Source organism: Paraburkholderia fungorum (assembly GCF_003610895.1).
Lineage (GTDB): Bacteria > Pseudomonadota > Gammaproteobacteria > Burkholderiales > Burkholderiaceae > Paraburkholderia > Paraburkholderia fungorum_B.
In genome coordinates, this window is record NZ_MCAS01000067.1 from 290,225 (window position 1) to 311,841 (window position 21,617).

Annotated in this window: 13 protein-coding genes; 10 read left to right on the forward strand and 3 right to left on the reverse strand. The window is 62.9% G+C overall.

Features of this window, described 5'->3' with window-relative positions; translation table 11 throughout:
* Window positions 1–174 precede the first annotated feature (174 nt).
* A complete protein-coding gene (locus BCY88_RS36900; protein WP_120348995.1) occupies window positions 175–894 on the reverse strand; it encodes a glycosyltransferase family 2 protein in 720 nt (239 codons plus the stop codon).
* Between the two features lie 205 nt (window positions 895–1,099).
* The gene (locus BCY88_RS36905) at window positions 1,100–1,912 is read right to left on the reverse strand and encodes a 2OG-Fe(II) oxygenase (protein WP_120348996.1); all 813 of its coding nucleotides are present in this window, start codon (window positions 1,910–1,912) and stop codon (window positions 1,100–1,102) included.
* A gap of 228 nt (window positions 1,913–2,140) precedes the next feature.
* On the opposite strand from BCY88_RS36905, the gene BCY88_RS36910 reads away from it, so the two are divergent.
* The 10 genes from BCY88_RS36910 (at window position 2,141) to BCY88_RS36955 (ending at window position 18,780) form a co-directional block, all read left to right on the forward strand.
* On the forward strand, window positions 2,141–2,986 hold the full coding sequence (locus tag BCY88_RS36910; protein WP_120348997.1) for an HTD2 family dehydratase: 846 nt from the start codon (window positions 2,141–2,143) through the stop codon (window positions 2,984–2,986).
* Between the two features lie 234 nt (window positions 2,987–3,220).
* A complete protein-coding gene (amaB, locus tag BCY88_RS36915) occupies window positions 3,221–4,720 on the forward strand; it encodes an L-piperidine-6-carboxylate dehydrogenase (protein WP_120348998.1) in 1,500 nt (499 codons plus the stop codon).
* 31 nt (window positions 4,721–4,751) lie between these two features.
* Window positions 4,752–5,924, forward strand: coding sequence for an NAD(P)/FAD-dependent oxidoreductase (locus BCY88_RS36920; RefSeq protein ID WP_120348999.1), 1,173 nt, complete (start codon window positions 4,752–4,754; stop codon window positions 5,922–5,924).
* 133 nt (window positions 5,925–6,057) lie between these two features.
* Window positions 6,058–7,254: an aminotransferase-like domain-containing protein gene (locus tag BCY88_RS36925; RefSeq protein WP_120349000.1), complete on the forward strand. Its 1,197-nt coding sequence runs from the start codon at window positions 6,058–6,060 to the stop codon at window positions 7,252–7,254.
* Window positions 7,255–7,745: 491 nt separating this feature from the next.
* Window positions 7,746–9,536, forward strand: a complete 1,791-nt coding sequence (locus BCY88_RS36930) for a DUF2138 domain-containing protein (protein WP_120349001.1) — start codon at window positions 7,746–7,748, stop codon at window positions 9,534–9,536.
* Window positions 9,537–10,343 (forward strand): DUF1175 domain-containing protein, encoded by an 807-nt coding sequence (locus tag BCY88_RS36935; RefSeq protein ID WP_259461626.1) that lies wholly within the window; start codon window positions 9,537–9,539, stop codon window positions 10,341–10,343. It begins immediately after the preceding gene.
* Complete coding sequence (locus BCY88_RS36940) at window positions 10,340–15,163, forward strand: alpha-2-macroglobulin family protein (RefSeq protein WP_120349002.1); 4,824 nt, start codon at window positions 10,340–10,342, stop codon at window positions 15,161–15,163. Before BCY88_RS36935 ends, BCY88_RS36940 begins: the two co-directional genes overlap by 4 nt.
* A gap of 11 nt (window positions 15,164–15,174) precedes the next feature.
* Entirely contained in the window at window positions 15,175–16,989 is a 1,815-nt protein-coding gene (locus BCY88_RS36945) for a DUF2300 domain-containing protein (protein WP_120349003.1), read from the forward strand.
* Window positions 16,990–17,147: 158 nt separating this feature from the next.
* A complete protein-coding gene (locus BCY88_RS36950; protein WP_259461627.1) occupies window positions 17,148–17,960 on the forward strand; it encodes a YfaP family protein in 813 nt (270 codons plus the stop codon).
* 22 nt (window positions 17,961–17,982) lie between these two features.
* Window positions 17,983–18,780, forward strand: coding sequence for a YfaP family protein (locus BCY88_RS36955; protein WP_120349027.1), 798 nt, complete (start codon window positions 17,983–17,985; stop codon window positions 18,778–18,780).
* 124 nt (window positions 18,781–18,904) lie between these two features.
* Here the strand turns inward: BCY88_RS36955 and rpoD are convergent, their stop codons facing one another.
* The gene (rpoD, locus tag BCY88_RS36960) at window positions 18,905–20,902 is read right to left on the reverse strand and encodes an RNA polymerase sigma factor RpoD (protein ID WP_120349005.1); all 1,998 of its coding nucleotides are present in this window, start codon (window positions 20,900–20,902) and stop codon (window positions 18,905–18,907) included.
* Between the last annotated feature and the right edge of the window lie 715 nt (window positions 20,903–21,617).

Genomic DNA, 21,617 nt, shown 5'->3' on the forward strand with positions numbered 1-21,617 from the left:
CATCCTTACTCTCGGCGCGGCACCACAGATGAGCCGATGCTCTTACTACGCACGCGCGCAACTGCGATATCAGACAGTTCGTTCCGGCAATAGCGTATCGCGCCCTATCGCCGAGGCGAAACGTCCTGCCGCAGTACCCAGAGTGCTAGCACTATTTTGTGTATACGACCGCCATTACCGACCGGGCGCTTGGCGCATCGTCTTAAATTGCGCGTAACTAAACATCTGGAAATGCCGGCTACCCTTCAGTTTTGCAATGACCTTTGAGTCGTCGGGCGGTATTTCTCCGAACATTTCGTAGTGAAATGCAAGCGTGCTCACATAGTTGACGGTTGGCTCGATTGAGTGGAACCGCGTGTAGCCACCGGCTTGCACGGCGTTCCAGAATACCCTATCGCCGCTGATGCTTTCGCGCGCGTCCTTGAATAGCCACGCGGCGCAGGCGGGAAAGGCGGAGCGCGTAAGGAAATAACAGTTGGTGTCGTTGAAATCGACGCTGTTCGATTCTTTGCAGATGCCGAGCATCCGGCCGTCGGCGGTGAATATCGTTCGTGTCGCCGTGACGACTTGCGCACCGGTTTCCTCGACGATCGTGCGCATCGTTTCGACATGATTTGGCTCATACCAATTGTCGGCGTCAAGAAAACAGATCGCATCAAATCCATTCGCGGCCGCGCAAGCGGCACCTACACCGCGAGGCGTGTCACCGTAGTCGGCGTGATTGGGGATCTTGATGTGGACCACAGCTGGCCAGCTATCGACTTCGGAGTCAGGGAACCCATCGGCGACCATAAAGTGAGTCACGTTGCCTGCTTGCGCAAGAACGCTTTCGTGACATTTTCGTAAGACGTGGCGCGGCTCTTTATAGTAGGCGCTAATGACAGCGACTCGCATGAAGGCTGGTTGTGGGATTGGTGGAACGGCGGATTATATCTATCGGCGCCGACCCCGGATTATCTTAAATACCAGTCGTCCGGGGCACCACTATGTACTCACGCAACAATGTCATTCGCTATGCAGCGCTGGCGATCAGGGTAGGCCTCACATCGCCAGGAAGGCGTGCGGTGCTTGATGGCCAGGAGCGCCGCCCGGTTTAGGATCACGTCGCGTCATGAAAAATCACCCCAAGCGTATGCCGATGACCCGAGCGCAACCGGCTCACGCCGTGCCGCAGATTCACGCGGTACACGCCACGCGTGCCCTGCACCGGCCGGTGATGAACCGCAAACACCACCGCGTCACCTTTGCAGAGCGGCACGACTTCCGTGCGCGACTGCATCCGCGGACGCTGCTCCGTCATCACGAACTCACCACCCGTGAAATCCTTGCCAGGCTCGGACAGCAGAATCGCGATCTGAAGCGGGAAGACATGCTCGCCGTAAAGATCCTGATGCAGGCAGTTGTAGTCGTCGGTGGCGTATTGAAGGATCAGGGGCGTCGGACGCATCTGGCCGGCGGCGTGGCAACGCGCGATGAACTCGTCGTGCGCGGCTGGATAGCGCACATCGATATTCATTACCTCGTTCCAACGATTCGCGACCGGCGCGAGGCGCGGGTAGAGCGCGGCGCGCAACTGCGCCACCCGATGCGGCAGCGGATACGCAAAGTATTTGTATTCACCACGGCCGAAGCCATGCCGCGCCATCACGACACGGCTGCGATACAGGTCGTCGCGCGGGTAGAGTGCGCTCAGCGCATCGCATTCCTGCGCACCGAGCAGATTGCGTAGCATCGCGCAGCCGTAGCCATTCAATTCCTCTTCGACATCGAACCAGTCGATCGCGTTGACGCGCTGCGTAAGCGAGCCAGTGGCGGACTCCCGCGCTCCCGTGTGTTTCGGTTCGAGCTCGAACCCCAGCTCAAGTTCCAACGCCGGCAATTGCGAGTGCGGGTCCTTCGCGACCGTATTCATGAGCATTCTCCGTAAGGCGATTCATCGAACGATAACTGAGTGTAAGCACGCGGCTAATGCGATGCACTCCGACTCTTGCTCTTCAATTCCCGTATCGTTATGACCACGCCGCCTGAATCCTGCCGGTTAAGGGCGGGGGAAATCGAAAATGCAATCCTCGTGAAACCTGAGGCGAGGTTCGTAGTAAAACCCTATCTGACCCAACCAGCGCATTCGGAGACTTTGCCCATGTCCGCCTCCCCAGAAAAACTCGATGACTGGCTCGACAAGGAAGCGGTGATGGAAGACGACATCACCGCTTTTCCGTTGACGGCTATGGCCGCGACCCTGGCGCGCGAAGAAAGTGGCGATAACGTGCCGCCGCTCTGGCACTGGCTGTACTTCCTGCCGGTCTCGCCCCTGTCCGAGGCCGGCCCGGACGGTCATCCGAAGCGCGGCGAGTTTCTGCCGCCGGTGTCGCTGCCACGCCGCATGTGGGCCGGCGGACGCCTGACTTTCCACGCGCCGCTCAAAGTCGGCGAACACGCGAAACGCACATCGACCATCGTCAATATCGAAGACAAGACCGGCCGCTCGGGCCGTCTCGTGTTCGTGACGGTGCAGCACACGATTGAAGCCGGTGGTGAACTGAGGCTGGAAGAAGAGCACGACATTGTTTACCGTGACGCGCCACAAGAGGGCGGCCGCCCGCCGCAAGCGGCACCTGCGCCGGAGGGCGAAACGTGGCGCCGCGCCGTCGATGCGGACGCCGTGATGCTGTTCCGCTACTCCGCGCTGACCTTCAACAGCCATCGCATCCATTACGACTACCCGTACGTGACCGAGGTGGAGGGCTATCCCGGCCTGATCGTGCACGGGCCGTTGATCGCGACGCTCCTCGTCGATCTGGTGCGCCGCGAGCAACCGGATGCGACGCTGCAAAGCTTCGCGTTCAAGGCGGTGCGGCCTACCTTCGCGGGTCAGCCTTTCACGGTATGCGGCAAACCTTCGGCCGACGGCAAGACGATCGATCTGTGGGCCAAAGACCACGAAGGCTATCTGACCATGCGTGCTACGGCGGTGGTGGCTGCGTAGAAGATATTTCCAATAAGAAACGAACGCTCGCCTGCTGGTACGCCGCCAACCGACCGGCAACCACGCGCCGGCCGTTCAGCGCCGCCCGGCGCCGGCGAGCCGTAATCAGCCATTGCAGGCCCATTCACTCGCCCAGACCCGCAACCCCGGGCAAATCCGCTTGCCGCCATAAAATCCCGCGTGTATAGTTTCCGAACTTACTCTTGTTTCGTATCGGAAATTAAAGGGATTTTCATGGACGCTTCCACCATCCTCGCCGACCTCGGCATCGCCCACGCGGCGCAAGCCGGCGACATCGCGGTTCATTCGCCGATTACCGGCGAACTCATTGGCCGAGTGGCCAGCAACACGGTGGCGGAAGTCGATGCGGCCCTCGCCCGTGCGAAAGAGGCATACACCGCCTGGCGCAACGTTCCGGCGCCGCGCCGCGGCGAGCTGGTGCGCCTGCTCGGCAATCGTCTGCGTGAAAAGAAGCACGCGCTCGGCAGCATCATCACGCTCGAAACCGGCAAGATCCTGCAGGAAGGGCTGGGCGAAGTGCAGGAAATGATCGACATCTGCGACTTCGCGGTCGGGCTGTCGCGCCAGTTGTACGGTCTGACGATCGCCTCGGAACGCCCGGGCCATCGCATGGCTGAAACCTGGCATCCAATGGGCACGTGCGTCGTCATCTCGGCGTTCAACTTCCCGGCGGCAGTATGGTCGTGGAATGCGGCGCTTGCGCTCGTTTGCGGCAACGCCGTGATCTGGAAGCCGTCCGAAAAGACGCCGTTGACCGCGCTCGCGGTCAACCAGATTCTCAGCGAGGCACTGCAGGAGTTCGGCGACGCGCCGGCCGGCCTGACCGCGCTGATCAACGGTGGCCGCGATGTGGGCGCGAAGCTGGTGGCCGACCCGCGTGCGTCGATTGTCAGCGCCACGGGCAGCACGGAAATGGGCCGCACGGTCGGTGTCGAAGTGGCGAAGCGTTTCGGCCGCTCACTGCTCGAACTCGGCGGCAACAACGCGGGCATCGTCGCGCAAACGGCGGATCACGAGCTCGCGATGCGCGGCATCCTGTTCTCGGCAGTGGGTACGGCGGGGCAGCGCTGCACGTCGCTGCGGCGCCTGTTCGTGCATGAGAGCGTGTACGACAAGACCATCGAACGTCTGAAGCAGCTGTACAGCAAGGTGCCGATCGGCAATCCGCTCGAGAAGGGCACGCTGATGGGGCCGCTGATCGACAAGCAATCGTATGTTCGCATGCAGGAAGCGCTGCAGCAGGCCACGGCCGAAGGCGGCAAGGTGTTCGGCGGCGAACGCGTCGAGGTAAAGGGCCATGAAGGCGGTTACTACGTGCGTCCGGCGATCGTGGAAATGCCGTCGCAAACGGCGGTGGTGCTGAGGGAAACTTTCGCTCCGATTCTGTACGTGCTGCGCTATTCGGATTTCACGGATGCGGTCGAGGCGAACAACGCGGCAGTGCATGGTTTGTCGTCGTGCGTGTTCACGACCGATCTGCGCGAAGCCGAACGCTTCCTGTCCGATTCGGGCAGCGACTGCGGTATCGCTAACGTGAACATCGGGCCGAGCGGCGCGGAAATCGGCGGCGCGTTCGGTGGCGAGAAGGAAACGGGCGGCGGTCGTGAGTCGGGCTCGGATGCGTGGAAGGCCTACATGCGCCGCGCAACCAACACGGTCAACTATTCGTCAGCGTTGCCGCTCGCGCAGGGCATCGACTTCAATATCGGCTGATAGAGCGGCGGCGCTATTCGTGGAGTCAGTCTTGAGTTCCAAAGTCGTGATCGTCGGCGGTGGGGTGATCGGCAGCTCGATTGCATATTTTCTGCGGCTTTCTGATCCGTCGGTTAGCGTCACCGTGATCGAACGCGATCCGACGTATGCGCGGTCGTCGTCGGCATTGTCGGCCGCGTCCATTCGTCAGCAGTTCTCTACGCCGCTTTCCATTCAGATGTCGTTGTTCGGCATCGAGTTTCTGCGCTCGATCGGCGAGCGGCTCGAGATCGACGGTGTGAAGCCGTCGATCGATCTGCACGAAGGCGGTTATCTGTTTCTCGCCACGCCCGCCGGTGAGGCGACGCTGCGTGAGAATCACGCGCTGCAAACAGCGCTCGGCGCGGATATCAGTTTGCTCGCCAAAGACGCGTTGCAGGCGCGCTTCCCCTGGCTCAATACCGAAGATCTCATTGCTGGCGCTTACGGCGAAAGCGGCGAGGGCTGGTTCGACGGTTATGGCCTCGTGCAGGCGTTGCGCAAGAAGACCCAGGCGCTCGGCGCGCGCTACATTGCCGCCGACGTCACCGCCCTGCATCGCGACGGCAAACATGTCACGCAAGTTCAAACCGCGAATGGCGAGGTTTATGCCTGCGACTTCGTCGTGAACGCCGCGGGCGCGTGGTCGCGCAAAGTCGCGCAGATGGCCGGCATCGATCTACCGGTGTTCGCGCGGCGCCGCAGCATTTTCAATGTCACGTCGCCCGCGCGGCTCGACCATTGTCCTTTGCTGATCGATCCGAGCGGCGTGTATTTCCGGCCCGAGGGCAAATCGTTTATTTGCGGCACCTCACCGTCAGCGGACAACGATCCCGATGATTTGCCGCTCGACGAAGTCGATCACGCACTATTCGACGATGTGATCTGGCCAACGCTCGCGCATCGCGTGCCGCAATTCGAAGCGCTGCGGGTGCAGAACTGCTGGTCTGGCTACTACGAGTACAACGTGCTGGATCAGAATGCGATCATCGGCTATCACCCGGATGTCGATAACTGCATTTTTGCCAATGGCTATAGTGGGCATGGTCTGCAGCAAGGCCCGGCAACCGGCCGCGGTATCAGCGAACTGATTCTGCATGGCCGCTACACGACGCTCGATCTGGGCTCGCTGGGCTTCACCCGCGTGCTCGAAAACCGGCCGATCGTGGAGAAGAACGTGGTTTGACCGGCTTGATCGAAGCGGGTCGAGATGATGCGGAAAACGCAATACGTAGTGCGTAGATATCGTTTGCCGCCCATCCGGACGATGATCACAATCGACGCCGGTCTTCCTTCAAAAAGATAAACGGTCCGTCACCATGTTCACGTTCAATCCCGCATTCGAAGCGCCGAGCGGTTCGCCGATCCGCGAGCTGTTCAAGTATCTGGCGCAGCCCGGCATGATTTCGTTTGCCGGCGGTTATCCGGCGAGCGACCTGTTCGACCGCGAAGGTCTCGATGCCGCCGCGGCGCGTGCGTCGCAACAGTCCACGCTCTGCCTGCAATATGGTCCGACGGATGGCCTCGCCGTCCTCAAGGAGCAACTCGCCCAGTTGATGACGCGGCGCGGCACGCCTTGCGCCCCGCAGGCGTTGCTCGTCACGACCGGTTCGCAGCAAGGTTTCGATCTGCTGCTGCGCGTGATGGTTGCACCGGGCGACGTAGTGCTGGTCGAACAGCCCGCCTATCCGGCCACTTTGCAGGCGCTCAAGCTGCAGCAAGCCGATGTGGTGACCGTGCCGGTGGATCAGAACGGGCTCGATGTGGACGCGCTCGCCGCGTTGCTCGAAGCGGGCACATTAGCGCGGCCGCCAAAGCTGCTCTACACCGTTGCGACCTTTGCGAATCCAACCGGCGCGACGTTGTCGCTCGAGCGCCGCATCGCGTTATTGAAGCTGGCGGCGCGTCACCATTTTCTAATCGTCGAAGACGATCCCTATGGCGACCTGCGTTTTAGCGGCGCGGCGTTGCCGTCGTTGCTGGCGTTGAGCGACCAGGTGCCCGGTTCACGCGACTGGGTGGTGCATTTCTCGAGTCTGTCGAAAATCGTCGCACCGGGTCTGCGGGTCGGCTGGATGGTCGCGCACGCGGAAATCTTGCGCCGCTGCCTCGTCGCCAAGCAGACCGTCGATCTATGCAGCTCGCCGTGGACTCAGGCGATTGCCGCCGAATACCTCGCGAGCGGCGCGCTGGAGCGTCATTTGCCACGAATCGTCGACGCCTATGCCGTGAAGTGCCGCACGCTGTGCGATGCGCTCGACGAGCATCTGGGCGACGCCATTGCGTTTCATCGTCCTGCCGGCGGCATGTTCGTGTGGGCGCGACTGACGGGCGGTGAGAATGCATCCGACACATTGCGTGCGTGTATCGAGCGCAACGTCATGTTCGTGCCGGGCGTCGCATTCTATAAAGACAATATCGATCTGGCGGCACTGCGTTTGTCATTTGCCGCGCCCGGTGTCGCCGAAATCGAAACCGGGGTGCGGAGAATGAAGCAGGCGCTCGCACTCGTTTGATGGCGGCAAAGGCGGCTAACACGGTATTGGCGGAAAAGCAGTAAGCGCAATGCCTGAAATAACCCGGCGGGCACGCGGTGCACCGTCGGGTTTTTTATGCCAACGCTAAATCACGGCGATTTAGCATAGGTTCACCGACCCGGTAAAGCCGCGTAATGTCACGCGCAGCCCGACGCCGCTCGCGGCCCTCGCCCCGCTTCGCTCCGGGCTGCAGATGCGTGCGTCGCTTCCTCCGTACGCCGTCTCCTTCTTTGCATGTCGTTTTAACTCAAACGGCTGTTTCGATTGCGATGCGTTTTCTAATCGTTTAATTCCCTTCTGTTCAGTATTTCCGTCAAACTTATGAAACATGGTTGATTGTTAAATGGCGTGTGCCGCTGGTTTTGAGCTATAAATATCGGTTATGATCGCTGCCTTCGGCGAATGATTCCGATGAGTTAATTCATCGGCCATCCACGTTAATACCGTCGCATCGAACCAGAAAAAATCAGATGAAGATGTCGCGCAAAAAGATTGTAATCCTGGTGGTCGGTCTTCTGGTCGTGGCCGGCGTGGTCATTCAGGCGGTGTGGCGTCCATTCGCGCATCGCAAAGCCGCCGAGAATAGCGAAATCGTGCTCGACATTCATCACCCGGACGCGGTGATCGACAGCGAGGCGCTCTCGCGTTTGCCACGCGACATTCTGCGCGTGCCGCTGTTGCACGACGTGCTGACTCAGGACTTCGTCGACTATTACGAATCGAACGACACGCGACTGTCCACCGAAGGCGCGCTGCGGCGTCTCGCATTCGAGCATCAACTGGACTGGCGCGATGAGCTGATCCGCCGCGTCTTCGACGAACCCGCGCATGTGTTGCTGTGGCGCTCGCCGGACGGCCGGCTGGGTTATTGGGTGATGTCGATCCACCGCAACGGTCTGGCGAAGCTGCTGCAGGGTTTCGGCAACGTCGCAGCGAGCGACTCGCAGTTGAGCCAGGTCGCCAAACTTTCCGGCGACGTTCCGGTTTACGCGTTGAAGCTGGCGGTAGGCCGCACGATTCTGTTCGCGACGAAAGACGACCGCCTTGTCGTGATGTCCGCACCCGGCGTGCTGCTCGATCCGAAGGGCGGCTTGCTGGGCGAACGGGCCGACGCTGTGTCCGAGATGCTCTCTTCCGGCCGCGACGATGCGGCGCGCGCCTATCGGCTGGACGCGCCTGGCGATGCACCGAAGGGGCACAGACTGGTGGTATCGGCGAACTATCTGTCGTTTGGCTATCAGGCGTTTTTCTCCGGCATCGATGCACTGCGATTCGATTTTTCGTCGAACGGGGACGCGGCTGCGAACTGGCAGACCACTGCGCTGATCGAGCCGGGCAAGTTGCCGCAAGCGTGGAATAGCGCCGACTTGTGGCGCGCGCTGCCTGCCAATCCGGCGGCGTGTACGAGCCTGCCGGCCGACTGGAAAGAGGCGTCGGGTCTGTTGGGCAAGGTCGCCGATGTTGGCGCGGACGGCGCCGCTGCGATCGGCGATCAGCTCACCGGTCCCGCGGCCGTCTGCTGGTATGCGAAGTCCACGCTGGTCGCGCCGGTGTTTGTCGCGCGCGTGAAGACCCAGGACGCGGCGAGCATCGCTGCGCTGAAGGCTTCGCTGGGTAAGACCTTTGGCGACGTGATCGGCGCCTACGAGGCAAAGGCTGCGCAATCCGGCGACGCCGGTTCGGGCTATCGCCGCCTGCCGGTCACGCAGCACGACCAGGGCGCGGGCGTCACCGTGTGGCAACGGCCGGTCAGTGCGCGCTCGGGTACGGCTTTGTCCAGCAAGGCGTCGTTCGCAGCGCAATTGTCGGCGGAGCGGTATTTCCCGGTGACGCTCGCTCTGGCGCACGGTTATCTGATCTTTTCCCCCGATTCACGTCTGGTCGACGACACGCTCGCCGTGCTCGACAAGCGCTATCCGGCGCTCGCCGATACGCTCGCGCCGCAACGTCTGCCGCGTACCATCCTGACGCTCACGCCTTCGTCCGCGGCCGCGTTGATCGAGCGCGAAGCGGGTGCGGCGCTGCCGGCGGACCAGGAAGCGGTGTTCCGCAATGCGTCGCGCACCCATCTCGTGCCGAAGCTGCATGCGCTTGCACACTACCCGCCGGTGTCGTTGACGCTGCCGCAGGAATTGCCGGGTTCGACGGGCTGGGTTCCGGTCGAATGGTGGTTCGATCGCCCGCAGGCGGGTGCGGCTGGCGCTGCAAACGCCGGTGTGGCGGATGCCCCTGCGGACCAGCCCGGCACCGAGGGCGATTGAATGCGCCACCTTCACGTCTTCGACGTGGCATCCGCGACGGATGGGCGCGCAGCGGCGCCAGCGTCCGCGTCCGCGCGCGCTCCTGCGGCGCATGCAATCGCTCACGCATGCGGCACGCCGGCTGCCGCGCGCCGCAAGTGGCTCGCGCGCGCTGCGTCAGCGCTCGTCATGGCCAGCCTTGCGCCCTATGCAAACGCGCTCACCAGCACCGCTGCATCGCCCGACCCCGACGCGCTCTCGCCGCAGCAATCCGCTGCGTTTCGCGCCTGGTTCACGCGTATCGTCGACCAGCAAATGCGCCGCGGTCCGACGCCGCGCTGGACCCAACGCGATTGCGCGGGTCTCGTGCGCTTTGCCGTCGGCGAGACGCTTAAGCCGCATGACAGCAAATGGCTGCGCGCCAACGGCATGACCAGTCTCGCGGACGCGAGCAGCATGCCGCCCGAACTGCAACTGTCCGCCTCGCAACGCACCATCGCGAATCGCTGGACCCAACTCGACGGTTCCACCGGCGCGTACGCGTCGGCGATCGCGCTGATTCAACGCAATAGCCGGTTTGTTTCGAAGGACGTGAACCAGGCACTGCCTGGCGATCTGCTGTTCTTCGACCAGGGCGACGACCAGCATCTGATGATCTGGCTGGATCGCTACATCGCTTATCACACAGGCACCGTTACGCCGACCGATACCGGTTTGCGCGCCGTGGCCGTCTCCGACCTGATGCAATGGAAAGATTCCCGCTGGCAGCCGCTCGACGGCAATCCGAATTTCGTTGGCGTGTTTCGTTTGGACTTTCTGACACCATGACCCGAATGCAATCCGTCACTGCGTCGCGCGCCTGGCTCGGCAACTTACCTCGTCGCGCGGGTGTCGCGCTGCTAGCGTTTTTCGCGGCCATGACGCTTGTCATCGCGCCAACGGCGCATGCGGATGACGACGCATCGAGCACCGCGGCGGATACCAACATCGCCGCGAACCCGACGCTGCAAACAGCGCCGTCGAGCAACTTCGCTTCGCAGAAGGTCGACGGTCAGCCCTTCTTCCTGCTCTCGGACGCGAGCTTCGGCAGCGATCAGCTGGCTCAGGTGCGTCTCGAAGCGCCCGGCCGCGAGTTCAAGGATGCATTGCAGGCGTACGGCGGAGCGGACATCGTCGTGTATCGGGTGCCGAAGCCGTTGGACTTCCTGAAGGCACAGAAGAATCTGCATCGGCTGAATGTTGCGCCGAATTATCAGGGTGAAGGGCTGGCGAATACGCTGGCATATCTGTGGGACCGCTGGTTCACCGAAGCACGCCGCGCCTGGCAACGGGTACTGTCGTTCGCGACGCGCAGCAAGGTGACCCAGGCCGAGCCGCAATTCAAGCTCGGCGAAGAGACTGGCAAGCAGACGCAATTCCGGCAGAACACGCAGTTCGCGCCGTTGAAAGGCTATGACATGGTCGCGCGCTTTCGCTATCCGATCTGGGACGCGAAGGTGATCGAGCCGCCCAAGGGCGTGAATCTCGAAGGCAGCAGCAGTAACTTTATCGAAGCGAGTTCGGGCAACGTGATGATTCCGGTCGGCAAGCTGCCGCCGGGGCTGTACATCGTCGAGGCAGTGATCGGCAACTATCGCGCGCATACCTTGCTGTTCGTGTCGGACACGGTTGCGGTCGTGAAAGCGGCGTCGAGCGGCATGCTGGTGTGGACCGCGCGGCGCGATAACGGCAAGCCGGTGCCGAATACCGACGTGAGCTGGACCGATGGCGTAGGCGTGCTGCAAAGCGGCGCCACCGGCAACGACGGGGCGCTGGTGCTGCAACACGTGAGCCCCGAGCGCAGCTATGTGCTCGGCACCGATCCGCAAGGCGGCGTGTTCGTCTCGGAGAATTTCTATTACGACAGCGAGATCTACAACACCAAGATCTATGCGGTCACGGACCGTCCAATGTATCGGCCGGGGGACGCGGTGCACGTGAAGTTTATCGGCCGCACGTTCCAGAACGCGACGCAGTCCACCGCGCCCGCCGAGGCCGATATCAAGCTCGACGTGCTCGATCCGAACGGCTCGCCGGTGGCGAGCAGCAAGGTGCATTTTGCTTCGGACACGGGCGCGGATGCATCGTTTACGCTTCCCGCCGATGCCACCGCCGGCGGCTATACGCTGCGCTTCGACTACAACGGCGATGTATACGGCAGCGCATTTCGCGTCGCCGAATATGTGAAGCCGCATTTCGACGTCAACCTGTCGATGGATAAAGCCGACTATGCGACGGGCGAGCAACTGAAGGGCAAGATCCAGTTGCGCTACCCGGACGGCAAGCCGGTACGCGACAGCAAGGTGTCGGTCACACTGCGGGCGCAGAAAGTGACGATCGTCGACGGTGAATTGCGTTATGCCGGATTGTTTCCGGTCAAGCTGGAGCAGCAGGAACTCACGACCGACAGCGACGGCAACGCGAGCCTCACGCTGCCCGCCGCCAAAGAGCCGAGCCGCTACGCGTTGACGCTGTTTGCGCAGGACGGGGCGGCCTACAAGGTGCGTGTGACACGTGAAGTGCTGATCGCACGCGGCGCGACGCCTTATCGCCTGTCGACGGCCAAGTCGTTTTCGCAACCGAAGGAAGCGGTCAATTTCGATCTGCAGGCGCTCGGGTCGATCGATCCGTCTTCGCACGCGCCGGCCAAATGGGAATGGACCCGCCTCGAATCGCAGACACACGGCGAAGGCGCACTCAAGGGCGCCACGACCGGCGGCAAGTTGTCGTTCCCGGTGCAGTTCGATGAACCGGGGTCCTACATGCTGTCCGTCAAGGACGACACGGGCAATCTGCTGGCCGCTGCGAGCCATTGGGTCGCAGGCGATGGGCTGAAGGCGATCCCGGGCAGCGTCGAGATCGTGTTCGATCGCGACAGGTACAAGATCGGCGACACCGCCGAAGCGCTGATCACCTTCCCGATGCCGGTCGACGACGCACTCCTGACCTTGGAGCGTGACAACGTCGAACACCGTGCCTTGCTGACGGCCGGCGGCGACTGGTTGCAACTGCAACGCGTGGCCCCCTCGCAATGGAAAGCGCGTATCAAGGTCGGCGAAGAATTCGCGCCGAACATGACGTTCTCGGTGCTGTACGTGCATGCAGGCGAATACGTGTTCCAGAACGCGGGCATCGTGGTCGCGCAACCGCAGATCGAACTGAACGTGAAGAGCGACAAGCCGGTGTACGGTCCGGGCGATACGGTCACGCTGAATTTCGACAGCACGTTGAACGGCAAACCGGAAGCGGCGAACCTGACGGTGAGCGTGGTCGATGAAATGGTCTACGTGCTGCAGCCGGAAATCGCGCCGAATATCGTCGACTTTTTCTATCACCCGCGGCGTAACAACGTGCGGACGTCGTCGAGTCTGTCGTTCATTACGTACGACCTTGCGCGCTCGCCGCTGAAGGGTGCGCCAGGTGGCCCGCAACGCGCGAACTACAACGAGCGCGGCGTGAAGGTGCTCGAACGGCCGCGCCGTGACGATCAGGACACGGCCGCATGGGAAGGCACGCTGAAGACCGACGCGAACGGGCATGCCACCATGACGTTCAGGATGCCGGACTCGCTGGCCCGCTGGCGCGTGACCGTGCGAGCGGCGGCGCCGGACGGCATGGTCGGTCAGCGCACCGCATACGTGCGCTCGGACAAGGCGCTGTATCTCAAGTGGAGCGGTCCGTCGCATTTCCGCGTCAACGATCAGCCGGCCATCGACATGATCGCCTTCAATCAGACCGACGCGGATGTGGACGCCGAGTGGCTGGTCGACGGCGGCGGTCTCTCGTTGCACCAGAAGGTCACGCTCAAGCGCGGCGCCAACTATCTGCGTCTGCCGACGGGCGCGTTGAAGGCCGGGGTGATCAACGCGAGCTTGCGTCGTGCGGGTAAGGACGTGGATCGCCTGCAGACCACCATCCAGCTCGATGCGAGCGGCTGGCTCGATCTGCATCAGAACACAGTGGCGCTCGACGGCTCGAACAAACCGCTCAATCTGCCGCAAGACGCGCAGGACGTCAGCGTGCGGTTCATCGGCAGTGCCGCGAGCCAGTTCGCACGCGTCGCCGACGATCTGATCAATTACCCCTACGGTTGCGCCGAACAGACGTCGAGCCGCCTGATTCCTCTGGCACTCGCGCACGATGCGATCGGCCGCGGCCTCAGTGGTGACAGCGGCGCCAACTCGACGCAGGGGCTCGAAGCGCTGTTGCGCAACCAGCGCCAACGTCTGGCGATGCTGGCGGGTGTCGGCGGCACGTTCGGCTGGTGGGGCGATACGACCGGCGGCAGTTCGCTGATTACCGCCTACGCGTACTACGCGGACTGGCTCGCGAGCCGCAGCCTGGGTATTACGCTGCCCGCCGACAACTGGCAGCACGCGATGGATGTCTATCGCGACGCCGGTGCGAAAGAGCCGCTGTTGCATCGCGCGTTGGCGCTGTGGTTCATGCAGCAGATGGGCTTGCCGGTCGCGACGCCGGTTTCGGGCGTCGCGGCGGACCTGATGAACGATGCGGCGGCCACCGGCAAAGCGCCGTCCGCTAGCGTCACGTATGGCGCGTCGGACAGTATCGTGTTCGCGCAAGCCGATTCGCCGCGCGGCAAGCAGATGGCGACGCTGCTGATCGCCAACCTCGCGCGCAGCACGAGTGCGCAACTGCCGGATGGCTTCGACGCGGCAGCGAGCGCCGCGCGTACGGCTCTCGCCAACGATTCCGCCCCGCTCGTACAGAGCCTGCTTTACATGACGGGTGGCGACGGTGGCGCGGCAAACGACGCATCGGCCTTGCTCGCGAAGAGCAGCGCCGACTACCCGACGCTCGATCGCGCGCTGACCCTGCTGTGGGTGCGCAAGGCACTCGGCGGCGACACGGCGCCGGCTTCGTTGCCGTCACTGCAAGGCGCGGGCTGGACGCGCGCAGCGACGCCGACCGGCACGCCGCTCTGGAAGTGGACCGGCGCGGCACGCCCCGAAGGAAGTCCCCTTGGGGGACCGCCCACCACGCTCGACGCAGGCGGCGCGCGCACCGATGTGAACGCACTGGTGTCGTTCCGCAGCCATACGAGCGAGGACAGCCGCCTGAACATCACGGTCGAACGCCGTTTCTACAAGCTCGAGCCGGTCGAAGTGAAGGTCGATCCGAAGAAGGGTGACGCCGGGAGTCAACTGGGCCGCTCGGCATTTACCGCGCGCCTCGTGAAGTCAGGCGATGCGATCGACAGCAATGCGCTGTACGTCGACGAAGTGACGCTCACGCCGCGCTCGGGCAACGCGTACCACTACGGTCTGCTCGACGTGCCGCTGCCGCCGGGCGGCGATGTCGAGGCGACCAGCTGGGGCGTGTCGATCGACGGTTTGCCGGGCGCAAAGGACGGGGCGAGCGGTCCGCAGCCTTTCGCGCGTGCCGCGTCGTTTGAGATGGGCGAGCTGGCTTATCACCAGCCCGTGCCCTTGCTCGATCGTCCGGTGACGCTGCGGCAACTGGTGCGCTTTGCCTTGCCGGGCACGTTCGCGTTGCCACCGGCTCGCTACTTCCGCATGTATCAGCCGGACGCGAAGGCGTTCGAAGGCGGCAAGAGCGATCGCGTAACGACGCTGCGCATTCAGTAAGCGAGACCGCCATGTTCTCCGTCCTTCGACACTCGCGCGATCGTCTGGCCGCTACGCTGCGGGTTGCGCTCATGGTGGGGGCGGGGTGTGTGTTTGGCGGTGCGGGCGCGAGTGCTGCTTCGGTTGCGGCTGCGGTGGCTACGTTGCCGGGCGCGTCGCGGCCTGTGTCGCCGGATACTTCCTCGGCGCAACTGCTGCGCTTTGCCTGGTTGCGCGACAGCCAGGCGCAGCTTTGGCAATTCAACGCCGCGGCCTCCGGTGCCGCGGACGGTCTCACGCCGCAGTCCGCGCGCCCGTTGCCGTCGAACCTGAAGACGCCGCTCGGCAGCGTGTGGAAGCTGTTCGTCTATGGCTATCTGGTCGACCGCAATATCGCCACGCCGGACTACGTCTGCAACGGCGGCGATCCTGAGGAAGTGTATTGCTGCATGACGGGCGGCCACGTCGACCGCGAACACGCGCTGGTGCAATCGTGCGGACGCTTTTTCGAGCCCGCGCGCCTGCAACTGGACCCCGCCGATTGGCGCAAGTACTGGACGGCCGCGCATGCGCCCGTCTGGCTGCGCGACCTCCACGCCATGACGCCCACGCACCGCGTGCCGGTGTCCGACTTGCTTGCCGCATTGCAGGCGATGCCGGCACGGCCGCGCGAAGCGGCGGCGAACACGCTGGTGTCGGTGCTGACCAGCGGGCGCGGTGAGGGCACCGTGTCGGTCTACGGCAGCCTGTTGCGCGCCAAGACCTGGACCATGCCAGACCCGGCCCGGCCCGGCGCTTCGATTGGCGGCGCGGCTGGCTGGCTCGCCGACGGCACGCCGGTATGGCTGGGCGGCGCCGGCGGCAGCGCGCGCGTGCTGGCCGACGCCGCGCCGCGCATCGCGCCGCTGCTCACGCAAGTGAGCGTGCCTGATGACAACGCCTGCGTGCTGGTTGACTTCTTCAGCCGCTACCCGATTCGCGAGGTGCTCGGCGACAAAGGGCCGGCGGCGGCGCCCGAGGGGCCGCTGCGCGGCGACTTCCGGGTTGGCTTCGTCAACGGCAACTGGGCGCGTGTGGAGAGCCGCGGTGAACTGCGGCTCGATCGCGATCCCGCCGGTGCGCTGCAGATCGTGGGCCGCTTCGGCATGAATGACTACGTCGCGCGGGTGGTCGAGCGGGAAGGCGACACGAGCCAGCCGGAAGCGGCGAAAGCGCTGGCGGTGGCGGCGCGCTCTTACGTCGTGCAGCACGGCAATCACGATCACGGCTGCTTCCGTATCGACGACAGCAGCAGCACGCAGCGCGTTCTGCCACGCGCGCCGACCGCTGCCGCACGGCGGGCAGCCGATCTGACCGACGCGCTGGTGCTCACCGGCGTGCCGGTTCAGTATCACCACGACAAGGCCGCGCCTGGCCAGATGAGCTGGCTAGCCGCGAAGGCGTCCGCGCAAACCGGTCTCACGTTCGACGCCATTGTCTCGCGCACCTGGCCGCAAGCAACCTTGACGTCGTTCGAGAGCCCGCTGTCTGGCGATTGCACCCAGGTGGCGGGCGCCCAGCAATGGCTGCAGCGCAACGCGCCGCTGTGGGCGCGGCGCATGGACGGCGCGGCCGGCTACGAGACGCCCGATCTGCCGGCCGTATGCGAGGTGCGCGAAGGGCGGCCCTATGCGGACGCGCAGCGCAATCGCGTGTATGTGTATCGTCTGCAGACCGAAGAGGATCGTATCGCGCTGGCGCATGAATATATTCACCTCGCGTTCCAGCATCATCCGCGTGGCCTCGATGAAGCGTTCGTCGAACGTACCGCGCGCACGCTGATCCGAACGGACAGTCCGATCCAATGAACTCGATCTCGCGTTCGCTTTCGCAAATGTTCCGCGCGCCGCCTTCAATGCGCCGTGTTCGGATTTCTGCGACGGTTGCCTTGCCCTCACTTATGCGCCGCCGTCGAGTTCGCATGGCAATTACCTTGCCGGCTCTTACGCGTGGTTTTCGAGTCCGCATGGCCATTGCTGCGGCCTCGGCTGCACTGGTGGCGGCGACGAATGTGCAAGCGGCAGGCGCGGACGACGGCAGCGGCGCGATTGCCGATCTGACCGGTGCGTTCGGTGGCTGGCGTCACAGCGGACTAACGAACGAGGGCGAGCACTTTGTCGCGGCGTACCCGCGCCCGCCGGTCGACCGTGGTGCACAACGCTATCGCACGCTGATCGAAGGACGGCTGAGGCACTTCGACAAACACGCGCGCAAGCCGCCTACACTGATCGTCAACGGCAACCCGACGCCGCTCTATACCGACGACGAAGGCGCATTCGCGCGCCCGTGGGCGTTCGGCGCGGGGTCGAACAGCATCGAGTTCATTTCCGCTGACGGCAAGCAGCACCAGCGCATGCAGTTCTACGAAGCCGACCACAGCAAGCCGCAGGCGAAGCTGCGCGCGATCGTCACGTGGGATGACCCGAAAGCGCAGGTAGATTTGCACGTGATCACACCGGACGGCCTGCATGCGTTCTTCGCCAATCCCACACTCGAAGACGGCAGCGGCTTCGACGTCGACTCGGTGGACGGTGCGGGGCCGGGCATATTTTCATCGGCGGCGCCCGAGCATGGTACGTGGTTGTTCTTTTTGAACTACTGGGGCAATTTCGATTCGACCGGCTACAACTTCGACGCCGCCGCGCACGAGCGCGACGTGATTACCGCGACGTTGACGCTGGTCTTCAATGAAAATACGCCAAACGAGCGGCGTGAAACGATGGTCGTGCCGTTGCGCAAGATCGGCGACCTGTTGCTCGTGAAAAGCGAGCGGCTTTGAGAGCGGGATGGGAGCAGTGACGATGAAGGTCAAGACGACGAGTTGGGTGAAGGCTGGCTGGATGATGCTTGTCGTCGCCTGTTTGCAGGTTGCGACGGTAGCGCACGCGAGCGATATCGACTTCGGCGCGCCATTGAACGGCTGGCGCAATACGAGCGGCGACAGCCAGCGCTATACCCAGGACGTGCATTACCCGGCCGTGACGGTGACGACACCCGAAGGTCAGTCGAAGTTCGCGCTGATCGAAGGGCAGATCCGTAACACGCCGAAGAAGAAGGGCACCACGGTGGGCACGCTGGTGGTCGACGGTACGCCGTTGCCGCAGCGCATTGAGGAAGACGGCAAGTTCTCGCGGCCTTATGCGTTTCCGTCAGGCAGCAACGGCGTCGAACTGCGGGCGCCGGACGGTTCACGCAAGCGCGTGCAGTTTTACGACGCGTATAGCGGCAAAACCCAGCCGAAGTTACGCATCGTGCTCGCCTGGGACACCGACGGCACTGATCTGGATTTACATGTGGTTTCGCCGGATGGCGTGCACACCTGGTACGGCGACCGGGTTGCGCCGAGCGGCGGCTCGCTCGATGTGGATGTGACGACCGGCTATGGTCCGGAGATTTACTCGTCGGCGGCGCCGTTGAAGGGCACGTATCTGGTCTACGTGAATTACTTCGGCAACGGGAATAGCGGCAGCGATATGACCGTCGCTCAGGTGACGATCATCACGAACGAGAATACGCCAGACGAGAAGAGCGAAACGATTCGGGTGCCCATGCGCAAGCCGGGCGAGCTGACGCTCGTGAAGACGTTTGTGATGCCCTAGCGAGGGCGGTGAGGCGGGGTGTTTTTTGGCGGCGCAGCCGGGCGCCAGAGACAATCGGCAGGAACGGTGTTGAATCCCGGCATGCGCTTGCCGTGCTTGGGGCACGACAAGCGCAACCGCTTGCTTAACGGTCGAGGAACGACTTCAGGCGGTCTGCGCGGCTCGGATGCATCAGCTTACGCATTGCCTTGCTTTCGATCTGACGAATCCGCTCGCGCGTGACGTCGAACTGCTTGCCGACTTCTTCAAGCGTGTGGTCCGACTTCGTGTTGATGCCGTAGCGCATGCGCAGCACCTTCGCTTCGCGCGGCGACAGCGAGTCGAGCGCGTCGTCGATAGCGGCGCGCAAGTCGGCCTGCATGGCTGCGTCAGCCGGCGAGGAAGCTGCCGAATCTTCGATCATGTCGCCAAGCGTGGCGTCGCCGTCATCGCCAACCGGCGTTTCCATCGACACCGGCTGCTTGGCGATCTTCAGAATGCCGCGCACCTTCTCTTCCGACAGTTCCATGCGTTCTGCCAGCACCGACGGATGAGCTTCCTGACCGGTCTGTTGCAGGATCTCGCGCGAAATTCGGTTGAGCTTGTTGATCGTTTCGATCATGTGCACCGGCACGCGAATCGTGCGCGCCTGGTCGGCGAGCGAACGCGTCACAGCCTGACGAACCCACCACGTTGCATACGTCGAGAACTTCCAGCCGCGACGGTATTCGAACTTGTCCACCGCCTTCATCAAACCGATGTTGCCTTCCTGGATCAGATCGAGGAACAGCATGCCGCGGTTGACGTACTTCTTCGCGATCGAGATCACGAGACGCAGATTCGCCTCGATCATCTCGCTCTTGGCCTTGCGCATCTTCGACTCGGCCGCGACCATCTGACGATTGATCTCTTTCAGATGCTTGAGCGGCAGCGAGACGGTAGCCTCGATGTCGATCAGCTTTTGCTGTTCCGACTGGATTGCCGGGAGGTGGCGCTCCAGCGCCGCGCCAAACGACGACGACCCGCGGGCGGCGCGCTCGGTCCAGCCGAGGTCGGCTTCGTGACCCTTGAACGACTCGATGAACTGCTCGCGCGGCATGCCGCTCTTCGTCACGACGATTTGCAGGATGTTGCGCTCGATCGCGCGAACCTGCGCGACCTGGCTTTGCACGTCGCCGCACAGGCGGTCGATTGTGCGAGCCGTAAAGCGAATCTTCGCGAGGTGTTGCTGGATCTCTTCGCGGGCGCGCTGATAGGCTTTCGACGTGACGTCGCCGCGCGTGTGCGAGGCGTTCTGCTGGTCGGACAGAATACCGACCTGGGCGAAGATTTCCAGGCAGTCGCTGGTGAGTTGCTTCAGGCGTGCTTCGTCTGCCGCCGAGGAGTCGGCCGGACCGGCATCGTCGTCGTCTTCGCTATCGCTGTCGTCATCGTCGGTCGCGTCGGTGTCAACGTCCGCTGCGGCGTCCGCGCTGGCGTCTTCCGCGGCGACCGTGTCTTCATTCAGACCGTCGACCAGTTCGTCAATTCGCAGTTCGCCGTCCGCGACCTGCTGGGCGCTCGCCAGAATGGCGGAAATCGCGAGCGGGCAAGCGGCAATCGCCTGCACCATTTCGTGAAGGCCGTCTTCAATGCGCTTCGCAATTGCGATCTCGCCTGCACGGGTCAGCAGCTCGGTTGCGCCCATTTCGCGCATGTACATGCGCACCGGGTCGGTCGTGCGGCCGAACTCGGAATCGACCGTCGACAACGCGACTTCGGTTTCCTCGTCAGCCTGATCGTCCGACACCACGGCGGGGGCGTTCGAGTTGAGCAGCAGGGTTTCCGCATCCGGGGCCTGCTCGTAGACCTGCACGCCCATGTCGTTGAAGGCGCTGACAATGCTGTCGATCGCCGCCGTTTGCGCGAAGTTGTCGGGCAAATGGTCGTTGATCTGCGCGTGGGTCAAGTAACCTTGTTCCTTGCCCAACTGGATCAGCGCGCGCATCTGGCGCTGACGCTCTTCAGCTTGTTGCGGCGGCAGTTCAGCCGCTACGGGGATCGCTTTGCCTGCGCCTTTGCCCTTGGCTGTACGGCCTGCGGGCGCTTTGGCGGTGTATCCGGCAGTTTCGTGTTGCGAATCTTCGCGATCAAAAGGGTTCACGTATTCTCCTCTAGAGGCTTCGCTATGAGACGCAAGACGCGACCGTCAGGCGTTTCGAGCATGGCTCAACATCACCTGAGTGACTCAACGCGGTTGTTTGGCTGTGCTCTGGGGAGCAAAAAAGATGAGCCCGCACGAAGCGGGCCGATAGAAATGTGCGAAATTCGCGCGGCTCGCATTATATACGACCTTGCGCCTTCGCGCTCATTGTGCGTACACCTTTTGTCGTGCGCTCTTGCCGCAGGCCTGTTTGGGTGCCGCTGGCTATCGAGTGGATGCTCGTCATAGGCGACGCGTCGACAGATCGACATGCCTAGGAACAAGCCTCCTACTATAGATGAAGTCGCGCGCCCTCACACGGTGTCCCCACATTCTGCCACCTCGCTATATATAGGGGCGTCGTGGAAGGATGCAAGTTCTAGCGTTGATTCGCCCTTGCTCAAAAGAAAATTCGCAGAAGGGGGTTGACGACATGCCGACCGTTCTCCATAATCTCGTTTCTCTGCTGCTGATGCAGCGACGCAGAACGAAGCGGTGCCGGTGGTTGTGAAGTGTGCGACGCGGTGCTGGTTTGGTGGTGAATGCGTACTCGATCTTTAAAAATTAACAGCCGATAAGTGTGGGCGCTTGATGCGAGACGCGAGCCGGATTCTTCGGAGTCTGGCATAAGCGAAAGTATCAAGTCTCACACTAGTATTAAAGGAAGGTTTTCCTG

Excerpts from the sequence above, each read along its gene's own strand:
- BCY88_RS36950 (WP_259461627.1), top strand. The coding sequence starts at position 17,148 with ATGGCCATTGCTGCGGCCTCGGCTGCACTGGTGGCGGCGACGAATGTG.
- BCY88_RS36940 (WP_120349002.1), top strand. The coding sequence starts at position 10,340 with ATGACCCGAATGCAATCCGTCACTGCGTCGCGCGCCTGGCTCGGCAAC.
- BCY88_RS36905 (WP_120348996.1), bottom strand. The coding sequence starts at position 1,912 with ATGAATACGGTCGCGAAGGACCCGCACTCGCAATTGCCGGCGTTGGAA.
- BCY88_RS36930 (WP_120349001.1), top strand. The coding sequence starts at position 7,746 with ATGAAGATGTCGCGCAAAAAGATTGTAATCCTGGTGGTCGGTCTTCTG.
- BCY88_RS36955 (WP_120349027.1), top strand. The coding sequence starts at position 17,983 with ATGAAGGTCAAGACGACGAGTTGGGTGAAGGCTGGCTGGATGATGCTT.
- BCY88_RS36935 (WP_259461626.1), top strand. The coding sequence starts at position 9,537 with ATGCGCCACCTTCACGTCTTCGACGTGGCATCCGCGACGGATGGGCGC.
- BCY88_RS36900 (WP_120348995.1), bottom strand. The coding sequence starts at position 894 with ATGCGAGTCGCTGTCATTAGCGCCTACTATAAAGAGCCGCGCCACGTC.
- BCY88_RS36910 (WP_120348997.1), top strand. The coding sequence starts at position 2,141 with ATGTCCGCCTCCCCAGAAAAACTCGATGACTGGCTCGACAAGGAAGCG.
- amaB (WP_120348998.1), top strand. The coding sequence starts at position 3,221 with ATGGACGCTTCCACCATCCTCGCCGACCTCGGCATCGCCCACGCGGCG.
- BCY88_RS36925 (WP_120349000.1), top strand. The coding sequence starts at position 6,058 with ATGTTCACGTTCAATCCCGCATTCGAAGCGCCGAGCGGTTCGCCGATC.
- BCY88_RS36945 (WP_120349003.1), top strand. The coding sequence starts at position 15,175 with ATGTTCTCCGTCCTTCGACACTCGCGCGATCGTCTGGCCGCTACGCTG.